This is a genomic window from Devosia sp. 2618, assembly GCF_040546815.1.
In the GTDB taxonomy this organism is placed as follows: Bacteria; Pseudomonadota; Alphaproteobacteria; order Rhizobiales; family Devosiaceae; genus Devosia.
In genome coordinates, this window is sequence record NZ_JBEPOO010000001.1 from 545,079 (window position 1) to 563,960 (window position 18,882).

Annotated in this window: 14 protein-coding genes; 12 read left to right on the top strand and 2 right to left on the bottom strand. The window is 61.5% G+C overall.

Annotated features, from left to right (window positions below; genetic code table 11):
• Window positions 1-3: 3 nt before the first annotated feature.
• The 10 genes from xdhA (at window position 4) to ABIE28_RS02610 (ending at window position 14,226) form a co-directional block, all read left to right on the top strand.
• The gene (xdhA, locus tag ABIE28_RS02565) at window positions 4-1,470 is read left to right on the top strand and encodes a xanthine dehydrogenase small subunit (protein WP_354059831.1); all 1,467 of its coding nucleotides are present in this window, start codon (window positions 4-6) and stop codon (window positions 1,468-1,470) included.
• Complete coding sequence (xdhB, locus tag ABIE28_RS02570) at window positions 1,467-3,797, top strand: xanthine dehydrogenase molybdopterin binding subunit (protein ID WP_354059833.1); 2,331 nt, start codon at window positions 1,467-1,469, stop codon at window positions 3,795-3,797. The genes xdhA and xdhB overlap by 4 nt, the downstream gene beginning before the upstream one ends.
• On the top strand, window positions 3,794-4,657 hold the full coding sequence (gene xdhC, locus ABIE28_RS02575) for a xanthine dehydrogenase accessory protein XdhC (protein ID WP_354059835.1): 864 nt from the start codon (window positions 3,794-3,796) through the stop codon (window positions 4,655-4,657). The genes xdhB and xdhC overlap by 4 nt, the downstream gene beginning before the upstream one ends.
• Window positions 4,647-6,191, top strand: coding sequence for an ABC transporter ATP-binding protein (locus ABIE28_RS02580; protein ID WP_354059837.1), 1,545 nt, complete (start codon window positions 4,647-4,649; stop codon window positions 6,189-6,191). The genes xdhC and ABIE28_RS02580 overlap by 11 nt, the downstream gene beginning before the upstream one ends.
• Window positions 6,175-7,257 carry an ABC transporter permease gene (locus ABIE28_RS02585; protein ID WP_354059839.1) on the top strand — a complete coding sequence of 361 codons (1,083 nt, stop codon included), beginning with the start codon at window positions 6,175-6,177 and terminating at the stop codon, window positions 7,255-7,257. Before ABIE28_RS02580 ends, ABIE28_RS02585 begins: the two co-directional genes overlap by 17 nt.
• On the top strand, window positions 7,254-8,180 hold the full coding sequence (locus ABIE28_RS02590) for an ABC transporter permease (RefSeq protein ID WP_354059841.1): 927 nt from the start codon (window positions 7,254-7,256) through the stop codon (window positions 8,178-8,180). Before ABIE28_RS02585 ends, ABIE28_RS02590 begins: the two co-directional genes overlap by 4 nt.
• A 24-nt stretch (window positions 8,181-8,204) precedes the next feature.
• Window positions 8,205-9,287 (top strand): BMP family ABC transporter substrate-binding protein, encoded by a 1,083-nt coding sequence (locus ABIE28_RS02595; protein WP_354059842.1) that lies wholly within the window; start codon window positions 8,205-8,207, stop codon window positions 9,285-9,287.
• A gap of 70 nt (window positions 9,288-9,357) precedes the next feature.
• On the top strand, window positions 9,358-10,584 hold the full coding sequence (locus tag ABIE28_RS02600) for a urate hydroxylase PuuD (RefSeq protein WP_354059844.1): 1,227 nt from the start codon (window positions 9,358-9,360) through the stop codon (window positions 10,582-10,584).
• On the top strand, window positions 10,581-11,876 hold the full coding sequence (guaD, locus tag ABIE28_RS02605; RefSeq protein ID WP_354059846.1) for a guanine deaminase: 1,296 nt from the start codon (window positions 10,581-10,583) through the stop codon (window positions 11,874-11,876). Before ABIE28_RS02600 ends, guaD begins: the two co-directional genes overlap by 4 nt.
• A 190-nt stretch (window positions 11,877-12,066) precedes the next feature.
• Window positions 12,067-14,226: a malate synthase G gene (locus ABIE28_RS02610; RefSeq protein ID WP_354059848.1), complete on the top strand. Its 2,160-nt coding sequence runs from the start codon at window positions 12,067-12,069 to the stop codon at window positions 14,224-14,226.
• 283 nt (window positions 14,227-14,509) lie between these two features.
• Here ABIE28_RS02610 and ade read toward each other — a convergent pair whose 3' ends face one another.
• On the bottom strand, window positions 14,510-16,219 hold the full coding sequence (gene ade / locus ABIE28_RS02615; RefSeq protein ID WP_354059850.1) for an adenine deaminase: 1,710 nt from the start codon (window positions 16,217-16,219) through the stop codon (window positions 14,510-14,512).
• A 133-nt stretch (window positions 16,220-16,352) separates the two neighbouring features.
• Between ade and ABIE28_RS02620 the strand changes: the two genes are divergently transcribed.
• Both ABIE28_RS02620 and ABIE28_RS02625 read left to right on the top strand, forming a co-directional pair.
• Entirely contained in the window at window positions 16,353-16,511 is a 159-nt protein-coding gene (locus ABIE28_RS02620) for a hypothetical protein (protein WP_354059852.1), read from the top strand.
• A 4-nt stretch (window positions 16,512-16,515) separates the two neighbouring features.
• A complete protein-coding gene (locus tag ABIE28_RS02625) occupies window positions 16,516-17,511 on the top strand; it encodes a DNA topoisomerase IB (protein ID WP_354059854.1) in 996 nt (331 codons plus the stop codon).
• Window positions 17,512-17,516: 5 nt separating this feature from the next.
• Here the strand turns inward: ABIE28_RS02625 and ABIE28_RS02630 are convergent, their stop codons facing one another.
• Window positions 17,517-18,734, bottom strand: coding sequence for an ROK family transcriptional regulator (locus ABIE28_RS02630; RefSeq protein ID WP_354059856.1), 1,218 nt, complete (start codon window positions 18,732-18,734; stop codon window positions 17,517-17,519).
• Between the last annotated feature and the right edge of the window lie 148 nt (window positions 18,735-18,882).

Here is an 18,882-nt window from a genome sequence, read left to right on the forward strand (position 1 = left end):
GCGATGACAGAGGTTTCGGGCGCTATCCGCTTCATTCTCAATGATGTCGAGATCAGCCTCACGGATGTGAAGCCCGATACCACGCTGCTCGACTGGCTCCGCCTCGACCGACGTCTGCGCGGCTCCAAGGAAGGCTGCGCCGAGGGCGATTGCGGGGCTTGTACGGTGCTGGTCGGCCGGTTGATGGATGACGAGATCATCTATGACTCGGTGACGGCCTGCATCCGCTTCGTCGGCAGCCTGCACGGCACCCATGTCGTGACCATCGAGCATTTGCGCGGCAAGGATGGCATTCTCCACCCCGTGCAGCAGGCCATGGTCGATCACCATGGCTCGCAATGCGGCTTCTGCACGCCGGGGTTCGTGATGAGCCTTTATGGGTTGTGGATGCGCAATCCTGATCCGAGCCAGACCGCGATCGAGAAGGCATTACAGGGCAATCTCTGTCGCTGCACCGGCTATGCGCCGATCATCCGCGCGGCCAAATCCATTTCCAGTTATGGCCAGCCGCAGGGCGATCCGTTGTGGGCAGAACGGATTGCGCTCAAGGGCAAGATCAAGGCCATCACCGATGGCACGCGTGTCGAGGTGGGCGAGGGCGCCGAGCGCATCATCGTGCCGTCGAGCGTCGACGATTTTGCGGCGATCTATGAGGCCAATCCAAAGGCGACCATCGTCAATGGTTCGACCGATGTGGGTCTGTGGGTCACCAAATTCATGCGGGCCATCGGGCCAGTGATCTTCATCAATCACCTGCAAGAGCTCAAACGCATCGAGCACAGCGATGATGCGGTGCGGTTCAATGCCGGCGTCAGCTATTCCGAAGCGGTGCCGGTGATTGCCGACAAGTTTCCCGAGCTGGGCGAGTTGTGGAACCGCATTGCGGGCGAGCAGATCCGCAATATGGGGACGATTGGCGGCAATATCGCTAACGGTTCGCCGATCGGCGATACGCCGCCGGCCTTCATCGCGCTAGGCGCCAAGCTGCATCTGCGCAAGGGCGAGAAGCGACGTGAACTGCTACTGCAGGATTATTTCATCGCCTATGGCAAACAGGACCGCCAGCCGGGCGAGTTCGTCGAGGCGGTGACCATTCCGCTGCTGCCGGCGGATGAAAAGCTCGCCGTTTACAAGATTTCCAAGCGCCGCGAGGAAGACATTTCGGCGCTGTGCGGCGCGTTCCGTTTGGCGCTGGATGGCAATGGTGCGGTGGCATCGGCGTGCATCGCTTTTGGCGGTATGGCGGCAACGCCCAAGCGCGCGAGTGCAGTCGAGGCGGCGCTGATTGGCAAGCCTTGGACGCTGGCTACGGTCGAGGCTGCTATCCCGGCATTTGCCGAGGACTATCAGCCGATTTCCGACATGCGGGCCAGCGCGGACTATCGCCTGCTGACGGCGCAAAATCTGCTCAAGCGGTTCTTCCTCGATACGACGGGGCAGGGGCAAAGACTGCGGCGGGAGGTGGCATGAACAAGCATTCGACGCCTATTCCGCTGGCATCGGTTCACACCTCGACCCGCCACGATAGCGGTCCCAAGCATGTGGCTGGGGTGGCGGAATACATTGACGACATGATCGAGCCGGCAGGCACGATGCATGCCTATCTGGCGCTGTCGACACGGGCGCATGCCGAGATTATTTCGGTGGATTTTGATGCAGCGCGCAATGCGCCGGGCGTTATCGGCATCCTGACCGCCGAGGATATTCCGGGCGAGAACGATGTGTCGCCCAGCCATAAGCATGACGAGCCGATCTTTGCCATCGGCAAGGTGCATTTCTGGGGCCAGCCGATCTTTGCGGTGATCGCCGAGACGCGCGATCAGGCGCGGCGGGCGGCCCATCTGGCCAAGGTGGAATATCGCGATCTGCCGCATGCCACCAATGTGCGCGCGGCGCAGGCGTCGGGCGGTAAGCTCGTGACCGATCCGCTCAAACTTGAGCGCGGCGATATCGCGGCCGGGTTTGCCGCGGCGCCGCATCGGGTCAAAGGCACTATCGAAATTGGCGGACAGGATCACTTCTATCTCGAGGGGCAGATCGCGGTTGCGGTGCCCGGCGAGGATGAGGATGTGACGGTCTATTCATCCACCCAGCACCCGAGCGAAGTGCAGTTGATGGTGGCCGCCGTTCTGGGCATTCGCCACCATGCGGTGACGGTGCAGATCCGGCGCATGGGCGGCGGCTTTGGCGGCAAGGAAACGCAGGGCAATCTGTTCGCGGCGGTGGCGGCTTTGGCGGCCAAGAAGTGGAACCGCACCTGTAAGATCCGCCCCGACCGCGACGACGACATGACCGCGACCGGCAAGCGACACGACTTCGTGGTGGACTACGATGTCGGGTATGACGACAACGGAAAAATCCAGGCGGTAGACGCCGTCTATGCCGCGCGGGCCGGGTTCTCGTCAGACCTCTCAGGTCCGGTGACCGACCGAGCGCTGTTTCACGCCGACAATGCCTATTGGTATCCGGCCGTGCGCGTGCGCAGCGAGCCGCTCTACACCAACACGGTCTCCAACACGGCGTTTCGTGGTTTTGGTGGCCCGCAGGGCATGATGGCGGCGGAGCGCTGGATCGAAGATATCGCCTATGCGCTGGGCAAGGACCCACTCGAAATCCGCAAGGCCAATTTCTACGGCACCGACAGCGACAACATCACGCCCTATCACCAGACGGTGGGCGACAACATCATCCACCGCATTGTCGATGAGGTCGAAGCCTCGTCGGACTATCAGGCGCGGCGCGCGGCGATCCTCAAATACAATGCAGGTAGTCCGATCCTCAAAAAAGGCATCGCGCTGACGCCGGTCAAGTTCGGCATCTCTTTTACGGCCACCTGGTACAATCAGGCTGGCGCACTGGTGCATGTATACAAGGATGGCTCCATTCATCTCAGCCATGGCGGCACCGAGATGGGGCAGGGGCTCTATATCAAGGTGGCGGCTGTGCTAGCCGATGCGTTCGGCGTCGGGCTGGACGTGGTCAAGATCATGGCGACGACGACCGGCAAGGTGCCCAATACGTCTGCGACCGCAGCGTCGTCGGGGTCCGATCTTAACGGTATGGCGGCCTATGATGCTGCCCGGCAGATAAAAGAGCGGCTCTCCAAGCACGCTGCAAAGCTGCATCAGGTCGATGAGGCTGATGTCAGCTGGGTGCCGGGCGGTATTCAGGCCGGTACCAAGTTCGTGCCTTTCGCCGAGCTGGTGGCATCGGCTTATATGAACCGTGTGCAGCTCTCGGCTGCCGGATTCTACGAAACGCCAAAAATCCACTGGGATCGTGCCACCGGTCGCGGCCATCCATTCTATTATTTCGCCTATGGCGCGTCGGTCACCGAGGTGACCATCGATACGCTGACCGGCGAATATGTCGTCGACCGGGTCGATATTCTCCATGACGTCGGCAAGTCGCTCAATCCGGCCATTGATATCGGCCAGATCGAGGGTGGGTTCGTGCAGGGAATGGGGTGGCTGACGACCGAGGAATTGGTCTGGGACGACAAGGGTCAGCTGCGCACCAAGGCGCCGTCAACCTACAAGATCCCGCTCGCCAGCGACGTGCCGCCGATTTTCAACGTCAAGCTGGCGGAATGGTCGGTCAATGCCGAGCCGACGATTGGCCGCTCCAAGGCCGTGGGCGAGCCGCCGTTCATGCTGGCGATGAGTGTGGTCGAGGCGCTGTCGATGGCCGTGGCGAGTGTCGCGGACTACAAGATCGCGCCGCGGCTCGATACACCGGTCACGCCCGAGCGGGTGCTGATGGGTTGCGAACGTCTCAAACGGGAGGCGCAGGGGTGAACAGCAAGGCCGCCGAGATCGCTGATTTCTTCTCGCGCCAAGCCGACGCTATCGTCTGCGAACTGACTTCCGTGCGTGGTTCGTCGCCGCGTGAGCAGGGCACGTTCATGCTGGTTGGGCCGCAATCGCTGTTCGGCACCATTGGCGGTGGAGCGCTCGAATATATGGTCATCGCCCATGCGCGCCGGCTGATTGCGAATGGGCAGGCCGAAGAAGCCATGGATGTGCCGCTCGGCCCCGAGATTGGCCAGTGCTGCGGTGGCCGGGTTGGCGTCAGCCTTCGCTATGTCGACGCGAAAATGCGCGAACGTCTGGCTGCACAGGTCGCCGCCGAGGATGCAGCGCTGCCGCATGTCTATGTGTTTGGCTCAGGCCATGTCGGTCGGGCGCTGGCGCAGATTCTGTCGATCCTGCCAGTGCGGCTTGAGGTGATCGACACGCGTCGCGATGAGCTTGATCTGTTGCCGGAGGGGATCGCCTCGCGGGTGGTCGCCATGCCGGAAGCGGTGGTGCGCGCTGCGCCGCTTGGCAGCAGTTATGTGATCCTGACGCATGATCACGCACTCGATTTTCTGATCGCGCAGGAAGCGCTTGATCGGTGGGATAGCCCCTATGTCGGTATGGTGGGCAGCCAGACCAAGCGCGCGCGGTTCGCGAGCTGGTTCAAAGGCGAGGGCGGCGACGCCAACGCTTTGACAAGGCTGGTTTTACCGATCGGGCAGCATGGTCTTGGGGATAAACGCCCGGCAGTTATCGCTGCACTGGCGGCAGCGGAAATTATGGTCCACATTGGGCGCTGGGAAGCTGACTCTGCGCGGGCACAGGCCCCCAAGAAACTGGGGGTGGTGATTGGACGCTAATTTGCCCTATCGGCTCGAATTGACCGGTATTACCAAGAGTTTTCCAGGCGTCCTCGCCAATGACAATGTGACTTTTGCCGTCAAGCCGGGAGAAATCCACGCGCTGCTCGGCGAAAATGGGGCCGGCAAGTCAACGCTGGTCAAAATGATCTACGGCATCATGCAGCCAGACGCCGGCGAAATTCGCTGGGATGGGCAGCCGGTTGTGGTGAGCAATCCCAAAGCGGCGCGCAAACTCGGCATCGGCATGGTGTTCCAGCACTTTTCGCTGTTCGAGGCGCTGACGGTGCTCGAAAACATCGCGCTCGGCATGGACGCGAAAATTCCGGCGCGGGAACTTGAAGAACGCATCCGCGCAGTGATGACCAAATACGGGCTGACGCTCGATCCGCATCGCACCGTCGCAACCCTGTCCGTAGGTGAACAACAGCGCATCGAAATCGTCCGCGCACTGCTGCTTGATCCCAAATTGCTGATCATGGACGAGCCGACTTCGGTGCTGACGCCGCAGGAAGTGGAACAGCTGTTCATCGTGCTGCGCAAGCTCGCGGCGCAGGGGTGCTCGATCCTCTATATTTCGCACAAGCTCTACGAAATCAAAGCCTTGTGCGACACGGCAACGATCCTGCGTGGCGGCAAACTGGTCGATACCTGCGATCCGAAGCAGGAAACCAGCCGCTCAATGGCCGAGAAAATGATGGGCGCGGGGCTCAAGGATATTATCCGCGCTGAGGGCCGCACGCTGGGCCTGCCGAAGCTCGTCGTGTCACGGCTGTCGACGGTTAAAACCGGGCATTTCGATGTGCCAGTTGATGATCTGAGCTTTACTGTTCGGGCCGGCGAGATCTTTGGCATAGCCGGGGTAGCGGGCAATGGGCAGAACGCGCTGCTCGATGCTTTGTCGGGCGAAGTTCAGGGCGACGACAAAGATGCCGTGAGCATTGACGGTCAGCCGCTCGGCCTGCTCAACACGACGCAACGACGCAAATACGGGCTGTGTGCTGTGCCCGAAGAACGCAATGGCCATGCGGCTGTCGGCGACTTTTCCCTGTCGGACAATTCGGTGCTGACGGCGCGTGACCGGCTCGGCATGGTGATGCTTGGCCTGATCAATTCGGGCGCGGCGAAAACCTATACCGGCAAGGTCATCGGTGACTTCGCGGTCAAGGCTCTAGGGCCAGCGTCGACAGCGGGGTCGCTGTCGGGCGGGAATCTGCAGAAGTACATTATGGGCCGCGAAATCCTGCAAAAGCCGAGCGTGCTGGTGGTCAGCCAGCCGACCTGGGGCGTCGACGCTGGCGCGGCGGCCGCCATTCATCAGGCGCTGGTCGATCTGGCGGCGGCGGGATCGGCCATCGTCGTCATCAGCCAGGATCTCGATGAGCTTCGGGCGCTGTGTGACACACTGGCCGTGATCAATATGGGGCAGTTGAGCCCGGCGCAGCCGGTCGAGCAGTTCACCATCGAAGAAATCGGGCTGCTGATGGGCGGCGTGCATGGCGAACAGGGGGCGGGCGATGCAGTTCAGGCTTGAGAAGCGCGCCGAACCCAGCAAGGCCATGCTGTATCTGACGCCCATCGGGGCGGTGCTGGTAACGGCCATCGTCGGCGCGATCATCTTCTCGCTGATTGGTTATAATGGCATCGGTGCGGTGCGCGAGATTTTCCTCACGCCCATTCTCAATCCGCTCAAATGGCAGGACCTTGCGGTCAAGGCCGCGCCGCTGATCATTATCGCGGTGGGCCTCTCCATCGGCTATCGTGCCAATGTCTGGAATATCGGCGCCGAGGGGCAGTACATTCTTGGCGGATTGGCCGGGACCGGCATTGCCCTGTTGACCCGCGATTTTTCGGGTCCGTGGATTTTGCCGCTGATGATCCTGGGCGGCATGGCGGGCGGCATGGCTTGGGCGGTGTTGCCGGCGCTGCTGCGCACCAAGCTGCAGGTCAATGAAATCCTCACCAGCCTGATGCTGACCTATGTCGCGATCCAGCTGCTGAATTATCTGGTGATCGGTCCGTGGAAGGACCCGATGGGGTTCGGCTTTCCGCAGACGCGGATGTTCACCGCCGACCAGATGCTGCCGCATATCATTCCGGGTACGATCGTGCATCTGGGCGCGCCCATTGCCATCGTTGTGGCGCTGATTGCGTGGTTCGTGATGAGCCGGTCGGTGTTTGGCTATCAGGTCAAGGTCGTCGGCGCGGCGCCCCATGCGGCGCGCTATGGCGGGTTTTCGGTCAATCGTACGATCTGGCTGGCGCTGCTGACCAGCGGTGCCTTAGCAGGGCTCGCCGGGGTGCTGGAAGTGGCCGGGCCGTTCGGACGCATGGTGCCGTCATTCCCGACCAACTACGGCTTTACCGCCATCATCGTCGCGTTTTTGGGTCGCTTGCATCCCATCGGCATTATCTTTGCCGGTCTCGCCATGGCGATTGCCGTGGTGGGTGGCGAGGTGGCGCAGACGACAATTCAACTGCCAGCCGCCGCGGTGGGTATTTTCCAGGCGATGATGCTGTTCTTCCTGTTGGCCAGCGACATTCTGGTGCGCTACCGCATCCGGGCGGTCGGCAAACGTAGCGTGGAGGCCACGTCATGAGTGCCGATCTGATCGTTGCCATCATCATCACGTTGATCGGGGCATCAACCCCGATCCTGATCGCCGCTCTGGGTGAGTTGGTGGTCGAGAAATCTGGCGTGCTCAATCTGGGCGTCGAAGGCATGATGCTGATCGGCGCGGTGATCGCCTTTGCGGTGACCTATACCAGCGGCAATCCATGGCTTGGCATTGTCTGCGCCGCCATTGCCAGCGCTGCCGCCTCGATGATCTTTGCGTTCCTGACGCTGACGCTGTCGGCCAATCAGGTGGCGACCGGACTGGCCCTGACCATTTTCGGCACCGGATTTTCCGCCCTGTTCGGGCAGGCTTATACCGGTCGGCCTATCGAGATTTTCCGCTCGGTGTTTCCGACTGAACTCGCCACCCATCCATTCTGGCGGCTGGTGTTTGGGCATAGTCCGCTGGTTTATTTCTCGCTGTTTCTGGTCTTTGCCGTCTGGTGGTTCCTCAAGAAAACCCGCGCCGGGCTGATCCTGCGGGCCGTCGGCGAAAATGACTTGTCCGCGCACTCCATTGGCTATTCGGTGATCGGTGTGCGTTACGCGGCCGTGGCCTTTGGCGGGGCGATGGCAGGCATTGCCGGCAGTTGTTTCCCGCTGCTGCTGACGCCGCAATGGGCCGAGCGCCTGACAGCCGGGCGTGGCTGGATCGCCTTGGCGCTGGTGGTGTTTGCAGCCTGGCGGCCGTTCCGCCTGCTGGGTGGCGCCTATCTCTTTGGGCTCGTCATGACCATCGAGCTCTATACCAAGGCATCGGGCAGCACGGGCGGTATTCCGTCCGAGTTCTGGGCTGCTCTGCCTTATCTCTCGACTATCGCCGTTCTGGTGCTGATTTCGCTGCGGCGTTCGGGGCAGAGTGCTGCCCCCGCATGCCTGGGGCGTCCGTTTCTACCAACCAACTAAAAAATGTCAGACAGGAGAAAACGCATGTCAATTCTCAATCGTCGTACCGTTCTCAAGATCGGTGGCGCGGGTCTCGCCCTGCCACTGATCGGCGGCGCTGCCTTCGCACAGGACGGCCCGCTCAAGATCGGTTTCGTCAATGTCGGTCCCAAGGACGACAACGGTTGGACCTATGGTCACTGGGTTGGCGCGCAGGCGCTGGAAGCTGAATTCGGCGACAAGATCGCCATCACGTTCGTCGAGAGCGTTCCAGAAGGCCCAGATTGCGAGCGCGTGCTCCGCGAACTGGCTCAGCAGGGCAACAAGATCATTTTCGCCACCAGCTTCGGCTTCGGCGACTATGTGATCAAGGTTGCGCGCGAATTCCCAGATGTGAAGTTCGAGCACGCCACCGGCTACCAGCGTTCGGACAATGTCGCGACCTACAATGCGCGCTTCCATGAAGGCCGCGCCGTGATGGGCACCCTTGCCGGTCACCTCTCCAAGACCAACACTATCGGCTATATCGGCACTTTCCCGATCCCGGAAGTTGTGATGGGCATCAACGCGTTCACGCTGGCTGCCCGCCGCATCAACCCAGAGATCAAGGTCAACGTCGTGTGGCTGTCGAGCTGGCACGATCCTGCAAAGGAATCGGACGCAGCCCGCGCGCTGATCGATCAGGGCGCCGACATCATTGCACAGCACTCCGACGGCCCAGCGGCTCTCCAGGTTGCAGAAGAGCGCGGCATCATCGGTGGTTTCGGCCAGGGTGCAGACATGAGCGCCTTCGCGCCCAAGGCTCACCTCAGCGCCATTATCGACGTCTGGGCACCGCACTATATTCAGGTGGTCAAGGACGTGCAGGCGGGTACCTGGGTGTCTGACGACAGCTGGCCAGGCATTGCTGCTGGCGAAGTGGTCATCGGGCCATACAACGAGAAGATCCCGGCCGACGTCGTTGCCGCCGCTGAAGCGGTCAAGGCTGGCATCATCGACGGTTCGTTCAACCCCTTCACCGGCCCGATCGTGGACAATGCCGGCACCGAGCGCACACCAGCCGGCGCCGTCATCGACGATGCGGGCCTGTGGGCGATGGACTGGTACGTCGAAGGCGTGCAGGCCTAATTGGCGGTCTGAATTGATCCAGAGAGGCGGGTGAAAACCCGCCTCTTTCTACGAGCGGAGGACTGGAACGATGCCCGATTATGCAATTTTCTATGAGTGGCTGATGTTTGCTGTGCGCTGGTTGCACGTCATCACCGCCATCGCCTGGATCGGCTCGTCGTTCTATTTCATCGCGCTCGACCTCGGCCTGCGCAAGACGCCAAGCCTGCCGCCACTGGCGCATGGCGAAGAGTGGCAGGTGCATGGCGGGGGCTTTTATCACATCCAGAAATACCTGGTGGCGCCAGAGTTTTTGCCCGAGCATCTGACCTGGTTCAAATGGGAAAGCTATTGGACCTGGCTATCGGGCTTCATGCTGATGGTGCTGATCTATTATGTCGGCGCCGACATTTATCTGATCGACCGTAACGTGCTCGACGTGCCCAACTGGGTCGCCATCCTGATCTCGATGGGCTCCATCGTCTTGGGCTTTGTGGTCTATAACCGGCTCTGCAAGTCTCCGCTCGGCGAAAGCCAGAACGGGTTGATGCTGGTGCTGTTCGTGATCCTGACCGCCATGGCCTGGGGCTATACGCAGCTGTTCACCGGCCGCGCGGCGATGCTGCATATGGGGGCGTTTACCGCCTCGATCATGGCGGCCAACGTGGCGATGATCATTATCCCCAACCAGAAGATCGTGGTTGCCGATCTCAAGGCGGGCCGGGTGCCTGATGCGAAGTATGGCAAGATCGCCAAGCAGCGCTCGCTGCACAACAACTACCTGACGCTGCCCGTCATCTTCTTCATGCTGACCAGCCATTATCCGCTGGCTTTTGCCACGCAGTGGAACTGGATCATTGCCTCGCTGATCTTTTTGATCGGCGTCGTCATCCGGCATTATTTCAACACGCGCCATGCCCGCAAAGGCAATCCGCACTGGACCTGGGCGGTAGCCGTCATCTTGTTTATTGTCATTGCCTGGCTGTCGTCCGGGCCAAAACTGCCTGGTTCGGCGGGAGAGGAGGTGGCGTCTCGTGCGGCCGAGCCCTTTCTCGCAGCAGAGCACTTTGCCGCTGCCAGCCTAGCGGTGCAGACCCGCTGCGCCATGTGTCACACCGCCGAGCCAGCCTGGCCCGGCATTTACGAGCCGCCCAAGAACGTGATCCTCGACAATGACATCGCCATCGCCAACCACGCCAAGGATATTGCCATGCAGGCCGGCTATTCTCACGCCATGCCGCCCGGCAATGTCAGCGAAATGACGCTGGCCGAACGCGCTTTGCTGGTCGAGTGGTTCCGTGAGGGTTCGGGTCGATGAGCCGCACTATTCTGCGCGGCCGTGTGCTGACCTTTATCAGCGAGCCGCAGGCCATCGATGACGTGGCGAGCTATCGCTATCTCGAAGACGGCGCCATCACCATCGAGGACGGCAAAATCGTCGCGGTGAGTGATTTTGTGGCCGATGATTTGGCCGAGGTCATCGATCACCGGCCACACCTGATCCTGCCCGGCTTTATCGATATGCATCTGCATTATGTGCAGAGCCAGATGATCGCGTCCTATGCAGGATCGCTGCTGGAATGGCTCAACACTTATACCTTCCACGAAGAGCAGAAGTTCAGCCACCAGGGGCATTCCGAGTCCGTTGCCAGCGCTTTCTACGATGAGCTGATCCGCAACGGGACGACCAGCGCGGTGGCCTACTGTTCGAGCAGCCCACGCAGCGTCGACGCCTATTTCGGGGAAGCCGAAAAGCGCAACATGCTGATGATCGGCGGCAAGGTGATGATGGATCGCAACGCGCCCGAAGCGTTGTGCGACACCGCCCAGTCTGGCTATGACGACACCAAGGCCCTGATTGCGCGCTGGCACGGCCGGGCGCGGGGGCTCTATGCCATCTCGCCGCGCTTTGCCATCACCTCCACTCCGGCGCAGATGGAAGCGGCGCAGACATTGGTGGCCGAGCATCCAGAGGCCTATGTCCAGACCCATCTCAGCGAGAACGACGCCGAGATCAGTTTTTCGATGGAGCTCTATCCCAACTCGCCGGACTATACCGGCATCTATGAGGATTACGGGCTGCTGGGTCCCAAGACCATATTGGGCCACTGCATCCACCTCAATCACCGCGAAGCGCATGTGCTGGCCGATACCGGCTCGGTGGCCGTGTTCTGCCCGACCTCGAACCTGTTCCTCGGTTCAGGGCTGTTTGACCGCGAGCGGCTGATCAAGGCGGGCGTGCGGATCGGTCTTGCGACCGATGTTGGCGGCGGCACCAGCTATTCCATGCTGCGAACGCTTGACGAGGGCTACAAGGTTCTGCAGCTGCGCGGACAGCGGCTCAATCCGTTCGCCTCGTTCTATATGGCGACCTTGGGCAATGCGCGATCGCTGTCGCTTGAGGGCACGATTGGGGCAATCGCGCCGGGCAATGCGGCAGATCTCGTGGTGCTCAATGCCGGGGCGACGCCAGCGATGGCGCTGCGCATGGCCACTGTCACCACCCTGATGGAGGAATTGTTCCTGCTGCAGACACTAGGCGACGACCGCTCCATAGCCGAGGTCTATGTGGCTGGCGCAAGGGCGAAGTCAACTTTAGGCGGGTTGTGACAAGCCTTAGTCTGGCCTAGGTTCGGCCCGGCGCCAAATTGCCGCATGCATCATGCGGCTCCCTCGCTCGACGGTTTTCCGTCACCTCCCTGGTTCAACCCGGGGCAGCCCTCTCCCCATCAACGGGGCACGAGGTTCGTACCGTATGCAATTACCCTCCTCAGGCGGAGGCGATGAAGAAGGAACGACCATGACCAGCTACGCGACAAAATCCGGCCTTTCGGTTCACCCTCTGCTGGTCGATTTCGTCGAGAAAGAAGTGCTGCCGGGTCTTTCCGTTACCCCTGACCAGTTCTGGTCGGGCTTTGCCGCGCTGATTGCCGAACACGCACCGACCAATGCTGCGCTGCTCGAAAAGCGCGATCACATTCAGGGCCAGGTCGATGACTGGCATCGCCGTTATGGTCCGGTCGCCAATAACCCCCAGGGCTATGAGTTTTTCCTGCGCGACATCGGCTATGTCGTGCCCGAGCCCGCCGATTTCACCATCGAGACGTCGGGACTTGACCCCGAGATCACGACGCTTTGCGGTCCGCAGCTGGTGGTGCCGGTCTCCAATGCACGTTATGCGCTCAACGCTGCCAATGCGCGCTGGGGCAGCCTCTACGACGCTTACTACGGCACGGACGTCATCAGCCGCGATGGCGAGCTGGCGCCGGGCAAGGGCTATAATGCAGCGCGCGGCGCGGCCGTTGTCGACAAGGCTGCGACATTCCTCGACGAGAATTTCCCGCTTGCCAATGGCAGCCATCGCGATGTGACAGGCTATCACGTGGTCAAGGATGGAGAGGTGCGCAACTTCGTCATCGACACGTCCGCTGGTCGCACGACGCTCAAGGACACCGACGCGTTCGTCGGCTATGGCGGCACGCAGGACAAGGGCGAACTGGTGCTTGAGCACCATGGCCTGCACGTCATTCTGGTGATCGAGCCGGGCAGCGTCATCGGTGGCGCGCACAAGGCTGGGCTGAGTGACATAATCGTTGAGTCTGCGCTGACCACCATTCAGGACTGCGAAGACTCGGTTGCCGCGGTCGATGCCGAGGACAAGGTCGGTGTTTATCGCAACTGGCTCGGCCTGATGAATGGTACACTGGAAGACACGTTCGAAAAGGGCGGTCGCAGCGTTACCCGCAAGCTCAATGCTGATCGGACCTACAAGGACATCGACGGCCTGCCACTGGTGCTCAAGGGCCGCGCACTGCTGCTGGTGCGCAATGTCGGCCACCTGATGACCACTGACGCGGTGCTGTGGAACGGCAAGCCAATCGGCGAAGGCCTGATGGATGCGGCCGTGACCGTGCTCTGCGCCATGCAGGACAAGGTCAACAGCACCAAGGGCGCGATCTATATCGTCAAGCCGAAGATGCATGGCCCCGAAGAAGTGGCCTTTGCCTGCGCGATTTTTGGCTCGGTCGAGAAGTTCCTGGGCCTTCATGTCAACACCATCAAGATCGGCATCATGGATGAGGAGCGCCGCACTTCGGCCAACCTCAAGGCCGCGATCTATGAGGCGCGCGAACGTGTTTTTTTCATCAATACCGGTTTCCTCGACCGCACCGGCGACGAAATCCACACCTCGATGGAAGCGGGCGCCGTGCTGCGCAAGGACGAGATCAAGTCCGAGCGCTGGATCAGTTCCTACGAAGATCGCAACGTGCTGATCGGGCTGGCCTGTGGCCTGTCGGGCCGCGCACAGATTGGCAAGGGCATGTGGGCGCGCCCCGACGATATGGCGGCCATGATGGACGCCAAGTCGGGCCACCCAAATTCGGGCGCCAACACCGCCTGGGTGCCATCGCCGACCGCGGCGACGCTGCACGCACTGCACTATCACCAGATCGACGTGTTCGAAGCACAGCGCCGTCGCCACAACCAGCCGGTGCCATCGCTCACGGACCTGTTCTCGATGCCGGTACAGGCGCCGTTCTCGCTCAGCCGCGAGGAAATCACCCGAGAGCTCGAAAACAATGCCCAGGGTATTCTCGGCTATGTCGTGCGCTGGGTGCAGCAGGGTGTTGGCTGTTCCAAGGTGCCCGACATCAACAATGTCGGCCTGATGGAAGACCGCGCCACCTGCCGTATTTCCTCGCAGGCAGTGGCCAATTGGCTGCGGCATGGCCTCGTCAGCCGCGATGAGGTGACGTCCACTTTCGAGCGCATGGCTTCGGTTGTGGACGCACAGAATGCGGGTGATCCGATCTATCGGCCGATGGCGGAGAATTTCCAGTCCATCGCGTTCAACGCAGCGCTGGATCTGGCGCTGCACGGTGCGGACCAGCCGAGCGGGTATACCGAACCCCTGCTGCACGCCGCACGCCGCAAGGTGAAGGCACGCGACAGGAAGTAGGGTTTTTCGGGCCGAATCTGGCACTACCGCGGTACCAGGCCCATCGTCATTGCCCGGCTTGTCCGGGCAATCCATGTTTCCGTTTGCGCTGAGAGATGGATCACCCGGACAAGCCGGGTGATGACGACGATGGAGAGATTTTGCACCACGCCCTCGCGGTTCGAGAGTCGCTGCGCTCACGCCTCACCATGAGGGCTACTCTTAGACGACGCACCAAGAGTAGCTCTCATGGTCATGTGCGCGCTCTTCACGCGCCTCTAACCATGAGGGCGTGCCTGCCGGCCTAGTCCACAAAATCAAACTTGTCGACGTCGAACAGGCCGCGGTCTGTCATTTTGAGATGGGGGATGACCGGGAGCGCGAGGAAGGCGACTTGCAGGAACGGTTCGGGCAAGACGCAATCGAGCGCATAGGCCGCGTCGCGCAGGTCGTGCAGATCGCGCGTTACCTCCTCGAACGGCTTGGGACTCATCAGGCCGGCGATGGGCAAAGCCAGTTCGGCCGTGACCTTGCCGCCATCGGAAACGACGAAGCCGCCCTTGAGCTCGATCAGGCGATTGACCGCGACTGCCATGTCTTCATCTGTGGCGCCGATGACGGTGATATTGTGGCTATCATGGCCGACCGATGAGGCGATGGCGCCGCGCTTGAGGCCGAAGCCTTTGACGAAGCCGCGCCCGATATTGCCATTCTTGCCGTGGCGCTCAATGACGGTGACCTTGAGCACATCGGCGTCGAGATCGGGCATGGTGCCGTTTTCGCCAACTGGGAGCGTGGCGCTTTCGCGGAAGGTGAGGATGAGGCCGGGTTTGACGCCGATGACGGGCGTCTGGTTTTGGTCGGCGCGCGGCGGGACGATGAAGTCCTCCGGCTTGACGGGCTTGGCTTTCATCGAGGTCAGACCGACGGCTTCGACAGGTTTGCGGGCGGCGAAGAGGTCGGTGCCAACCAGACGGCCGCCGGTGATGACATCCGAGACACGGCAATCTTCAAGGCTGTCGAGCAAAGCGATATCGGCGCGCCAACCGGAGGCGATGAGGCCACGATCCTTGAGGCCGAAAATGCGGGCGGCGGAGTGGCTGGCGGCGCGATAGACGTGATGGAGCGGGCGGCCCATGGCGATGAGGCGGCGGATAGAGCTGTCGAGGTGCCCTTCTTCGGCAATGTCGAGCGGATTGCGATCATCGGTGCAGAGGGCGACGAAGCTCGAGGTGTTTTCGTCAAGCACTTCGGCCAGTGCCTTTAGGTCCTTGGAGACCGAACCCTCGCGGATCAGGATCGCCATGCCTTTGGCGAGTTTCTCGCGCGCTTCAGCGGCGCTGGTGGCCTCGTGGTCGGTGCGGATGGCGGCGGCAAGATAGCCGTTGAGCGCTGTGCCCAGCAGCAGCGGGGCGTGACCATCGATATGGCCACCCTGGAAAGCGGTCAGCTTGGCGATGATGCCGGGATCAGCATGCAGCACGCCGGGGAAGTTCATCATTTCGGCGAGGCCGATAACCTTGGGGTGGCTGCGGAAGGGTTCGAGGTCGCCGATTTCCAAGGCGGCGCCAGCCGTCTCGAAGGCGGTGGCCGGGACGCAGGAGGAGAGGTTGACCCGCACGTCCATCACGGTCTGTTCGGCGCAATCGAGGAAATAGCGGATGCCTTCGGCTCCGAGCACATTCGCGATTTCGTGCGGGTCGCAGATGACGGTCGTCACGCCATGCGGCAGCACGCAGCGGTCGAATTCGAATGGGGTAACGAGCGAGGATTCGATGTGGAGGTGGGTGTCGATAAAGCCGGGAACGGCGAATCGTCCCTTGCCGTCGATTGTGGTCTTGCCCTCGTAGGTGGCATGGGTGCCAACGATGCGATCATCGACGATGGCGATGTCGGTTTCGGTGACGGCGCCAGTGATGACATCGAGCAGCTTGATGTTCTTGATGACGAGGTCCGCCGGCTCCTTTCCCTGTCCAGCCATGATCATGCGGGTGAGGGAAGCAGCGGTGGTCATAGAGTTATCCTGAGTGGTGGTCATGAACAAAGGTCGGCTGCGGTCACGCTGGCGTCAAGGGCTCGCGGCCAACCAGGGCGGAACTTGTGAGGCGCGGGCCACGTTGGGTCTGCAACCACAAGAGGAGATCGTCATGAAAACCTATGACCCGGAAAAGAGTACGACCGACGTTCGACAGGCCAATCCCCGCAAAATGAACCTGCGCGTGCTGGTGACGTCACTGATTGGCGTCGTGGTGCTGCTGGTCGTCGTCTATGCCGTCTATTCCATGACGCAGACGGCTCCGGCGTAACCCCATGCGGCTCAGGAAGGTTGGGCGGGCGGATCTGACGCTGCAGCGCGAGCGGCGCGGCAAAGGATTTTCCTATCGCGATGCTGAGGGCCATGTGGTCAGCGATGCCGCGACCCGCGACCGGATAAGGGCTCTGGGTATTCCGCCAGCCTGGCAACATGTGCGAATCGCGGCGATTGCCAATGCGCATATTCAGGTGCTCGGCACAGATGAGGCCGGGCGCGATCAGTATATCTATCACCCCGAATGGGAGCTGCGCCGCGATGGCAAAAAGCAGCTGCGGCTGGCGGCGCTGACGCGGGTTTTGCCACGCATCCGGCGCAAGATTGCCGAGGACCTGACGGCCGAGGCGGGCAGCCGGGCGCTGGCTTTGGCCATCGCGGTGGCACTGATCGACAAGACGGCTATGCGCGTGGGCCGCGAGAAATATCTTGAAGCCAGCGGCACGCGCGGCGCGGGCACGCTTTATGCTCGGGACGTGCGGGTTGATGGTCATGAAGTCTGCATGGCCTTCGATGCCAAGGGTGGCAAGCGTGCGGAATATTGCGTGACCGACGCGGCGCTGGCTGATGCCATGGTGCGGATCAAGACGCTGCCGGGCAAACGGCTGCTGGTCTATCGCGACGATGCGGGCAAGGTGCGACCGATCAAAACCGGCGCCATCAACGATTATCTGCGGGCACTAAGCGGCACCGAAATTTCAGCCAAGGATTTCCGCACCCTGCATGCCAGTTCGCTCGCGGGTGAGGCACTGGCGCAGCTGGAGGCCGGACCGTCCGAGACGGCGCGGCGCCGGCAGATGGCGCAGGTTGCCAAACAGGTGTCGGAAGTCCTGCGCAACACGCCGGCGATCTCGCGCAAGTCCTATATCGCGCCGTGCCTGTTCAAGCTGTTTGACGACGGCAAGCTCAAGGCGCTGTGGGATGCTGCGGGCAAGGGCCGCACAGGCTTGCTGACGCGCGAGAAGCGGCTTGGCGTGGTTCTGGCCTCGGTGATGTAGTCACGTCAGACATTGTCCTTGAACAGCACTTCACGGTCCTGAGTGAAATTGGCGAGCAGCGGCAGTGAGGCGCCGCCGATCTCGCGGGCGCCATAACCGATGGTGCCTTCGGCAATGATGAATGGCGCCAGCCCCTGCAGGTCGAATGCACTAAGGGCAGCGCGGGTCGCTTCAACGATTGCGGCGCGCACCGAGGTGGGGAAAGCGCCATCGATAACGATGGTGGAGAAGTCGATCACCGATACGGCACTGACAGCGGCAAGGGCCAGGTCCTTGGCGGTGGCCGCGATCCAGTCGTCGAGCGGCGCGCCCAGATCGCCCCAGTTGGCCGGATCAAGCCACAGCACTTGCGGGTCGATACCGGCGGCCTTGAGCCGGTCGGCGAGCACGTAGATCGAGGCGCTGCGCAAAATCTGCTGGAAGCCGCCTTCGGGGGCCGGCACGGGCAGGGGGCCAATGGCACCGCCATAGCCTGTCCGGCCGGGGAAGAGATGGCCATTGAGCACGACACCGCCGCCGATAAACGAGCCGAGGAAAACATAGAGGAAATCATCACCGAACTGGTGACTGCCGAACACCAGTTCGGCAGCGCAGGCGGCGGTGCCGTCATTGTGGAAATAGACTGGCCAGGGACTGATTTCAGCGATCATCGACCGGATATTGGTCTTGCGCCAATCCTCCAGCACCTCGGTGGGGGCGCCGAGTTGAGATTCCCAGTTCCACAGTTCAAAGGGTGAAGCGATACCGAAACCGGCGACGCGGGCGCGTTCTGCTTCGCTCAGACCGACGGTCAGTTCCTCAATGCCCCGATGGGCGAGGCCCATTATTATCGCGGGCGTTGGATAGGGGTGCGGCTCGTGGATGCGGCCTAGCACGTTGCCGACGAAATCCATCAGGACGACGTCGGAACTGCGTCGGCCGATCTTGAGGCCGAGAAAGAACGCGCCGCGCGGATTGAGCGCGTAGGGCACCAGCGGCTGGCCCACCTTGCCGCGTAAAGGAGCCATGCGCAGCAGGATGCCGTCGGCTTCGAGGGCATTGGCAATGGTGGAAATGGTTTGCGGCGACAGCCCCGTTCGGCGCGCGATATCGGCCTTGGGCAGATTGCCGTGACGACGTATCAGCGAAAGTACCAGCCGTTCGTTATAGACCCGCACGCCAAGCTGATTGGTGCCTCGGCTCAGCGCATCATTGCCGCTGGCCGCCATGCTCGTTCTGACCATCTAGAAGTGCCCCCTCCGTTAATGGCTGTATCCCGTTTCCGGTATAGCCATAGGGGGCACGACGCGCAAAATGGCAATCGATTTCATCGACTTATTACCCGCTCCCTGCCTCAAGATAAGAACAACGCTGACGTAGTGTCAATTAATA

What these genes read in the sequence shown, in the direction of transcription:
- xdhA (WP_354059831.1), top strand. Translation starts at nt 4, where the DNA reads ATGACAGAGGTTTCGGGCGCTATCCGCTTCATTCTCAATGATGTCGAG.
- xdhB (WP_354059833.1), top strand. Translation starts at nt 1,467, where the DNA reads ATGAACAAGCATTCGACGCCTATTCCGCTGGCATCGGTTCACACCTCG.
- ABIE28_RS02585 (WP_354059839.1), top strand. Translation starts at nt 6,175, where the DNA reads ATGCAGTTCAGGCTTGAGAAGCGCGCCGAACCCAGCAAGGCCATGCTG.
- ABIE28_RS02590 (WP_354059841.1), top strand. Translation starts at nt 7,254, where the DNA reads ATGAGTGCCGATCTGATCGTTGCCATCATCATCACGTTGATCGGGGCA.
- ABIE28_RS02595 (WP_354059842.1), top strand. Translation starts at nt 8,205, where the DNA reads ATGTCAATTCTCAATCGTCGTACCGTTCTCAAGATCGGTGGCGCGGGT.
- ABIE28_RS02600 (WP_354059844.1), top strand. Translation starts at nt 9,358, where the DNA reads ATGCCCGATTATGCAATTTTCTATGAGTGGCTGATGTTTGCTGTGCGC.
- guaD (WP_354059846.1), top strand. Translation starts at nt 10,581, where the DNA reads ATGAGCCGCACTATTCTGCGCGGCCGTGTGCTGACCTTTATCAGCGAG.
- ABIE28_RS02610 (WP_354059848.1), top strand. Translation starts at nt 12,067, where the DNA reads ATGACCAGCTACGCGACAAAATCCGGCCTTTCGGTTCACCCTCTGCTG.
- ade (WP_354059850.1), bottom strand. Translation starts at nt 16,219, where the DNA reads ATGACCACCGCTGCTTCCCTCACCCGCATGATCATGGCTGGACAGGGA.
- ABIE28_RS02620 (WP_354059852.1), top strand. Translation starts at nt 16,353, where the DNA reads ATGAAAACCTATGACCCGGAAAAGAGTACGACCGACGTTCGACAGGCC.
- ABIE28_RS02625 (WP_354059854.1), top strand. Translation starts at nt 16,516, where the DNA reads ATGCGGCTCAGGAAGGTTGGGCGGGCGGATCTGACGCTGCAGCGCGAG.
- ABIE28_RS02630 (WP_354059856.1), bottom strand. Translation starts at nt 18,734, where the DNA reads ATGGTCAGAACGAGCATGGCGGCCAGCGGCAATGATGCGCTGAGCCGA.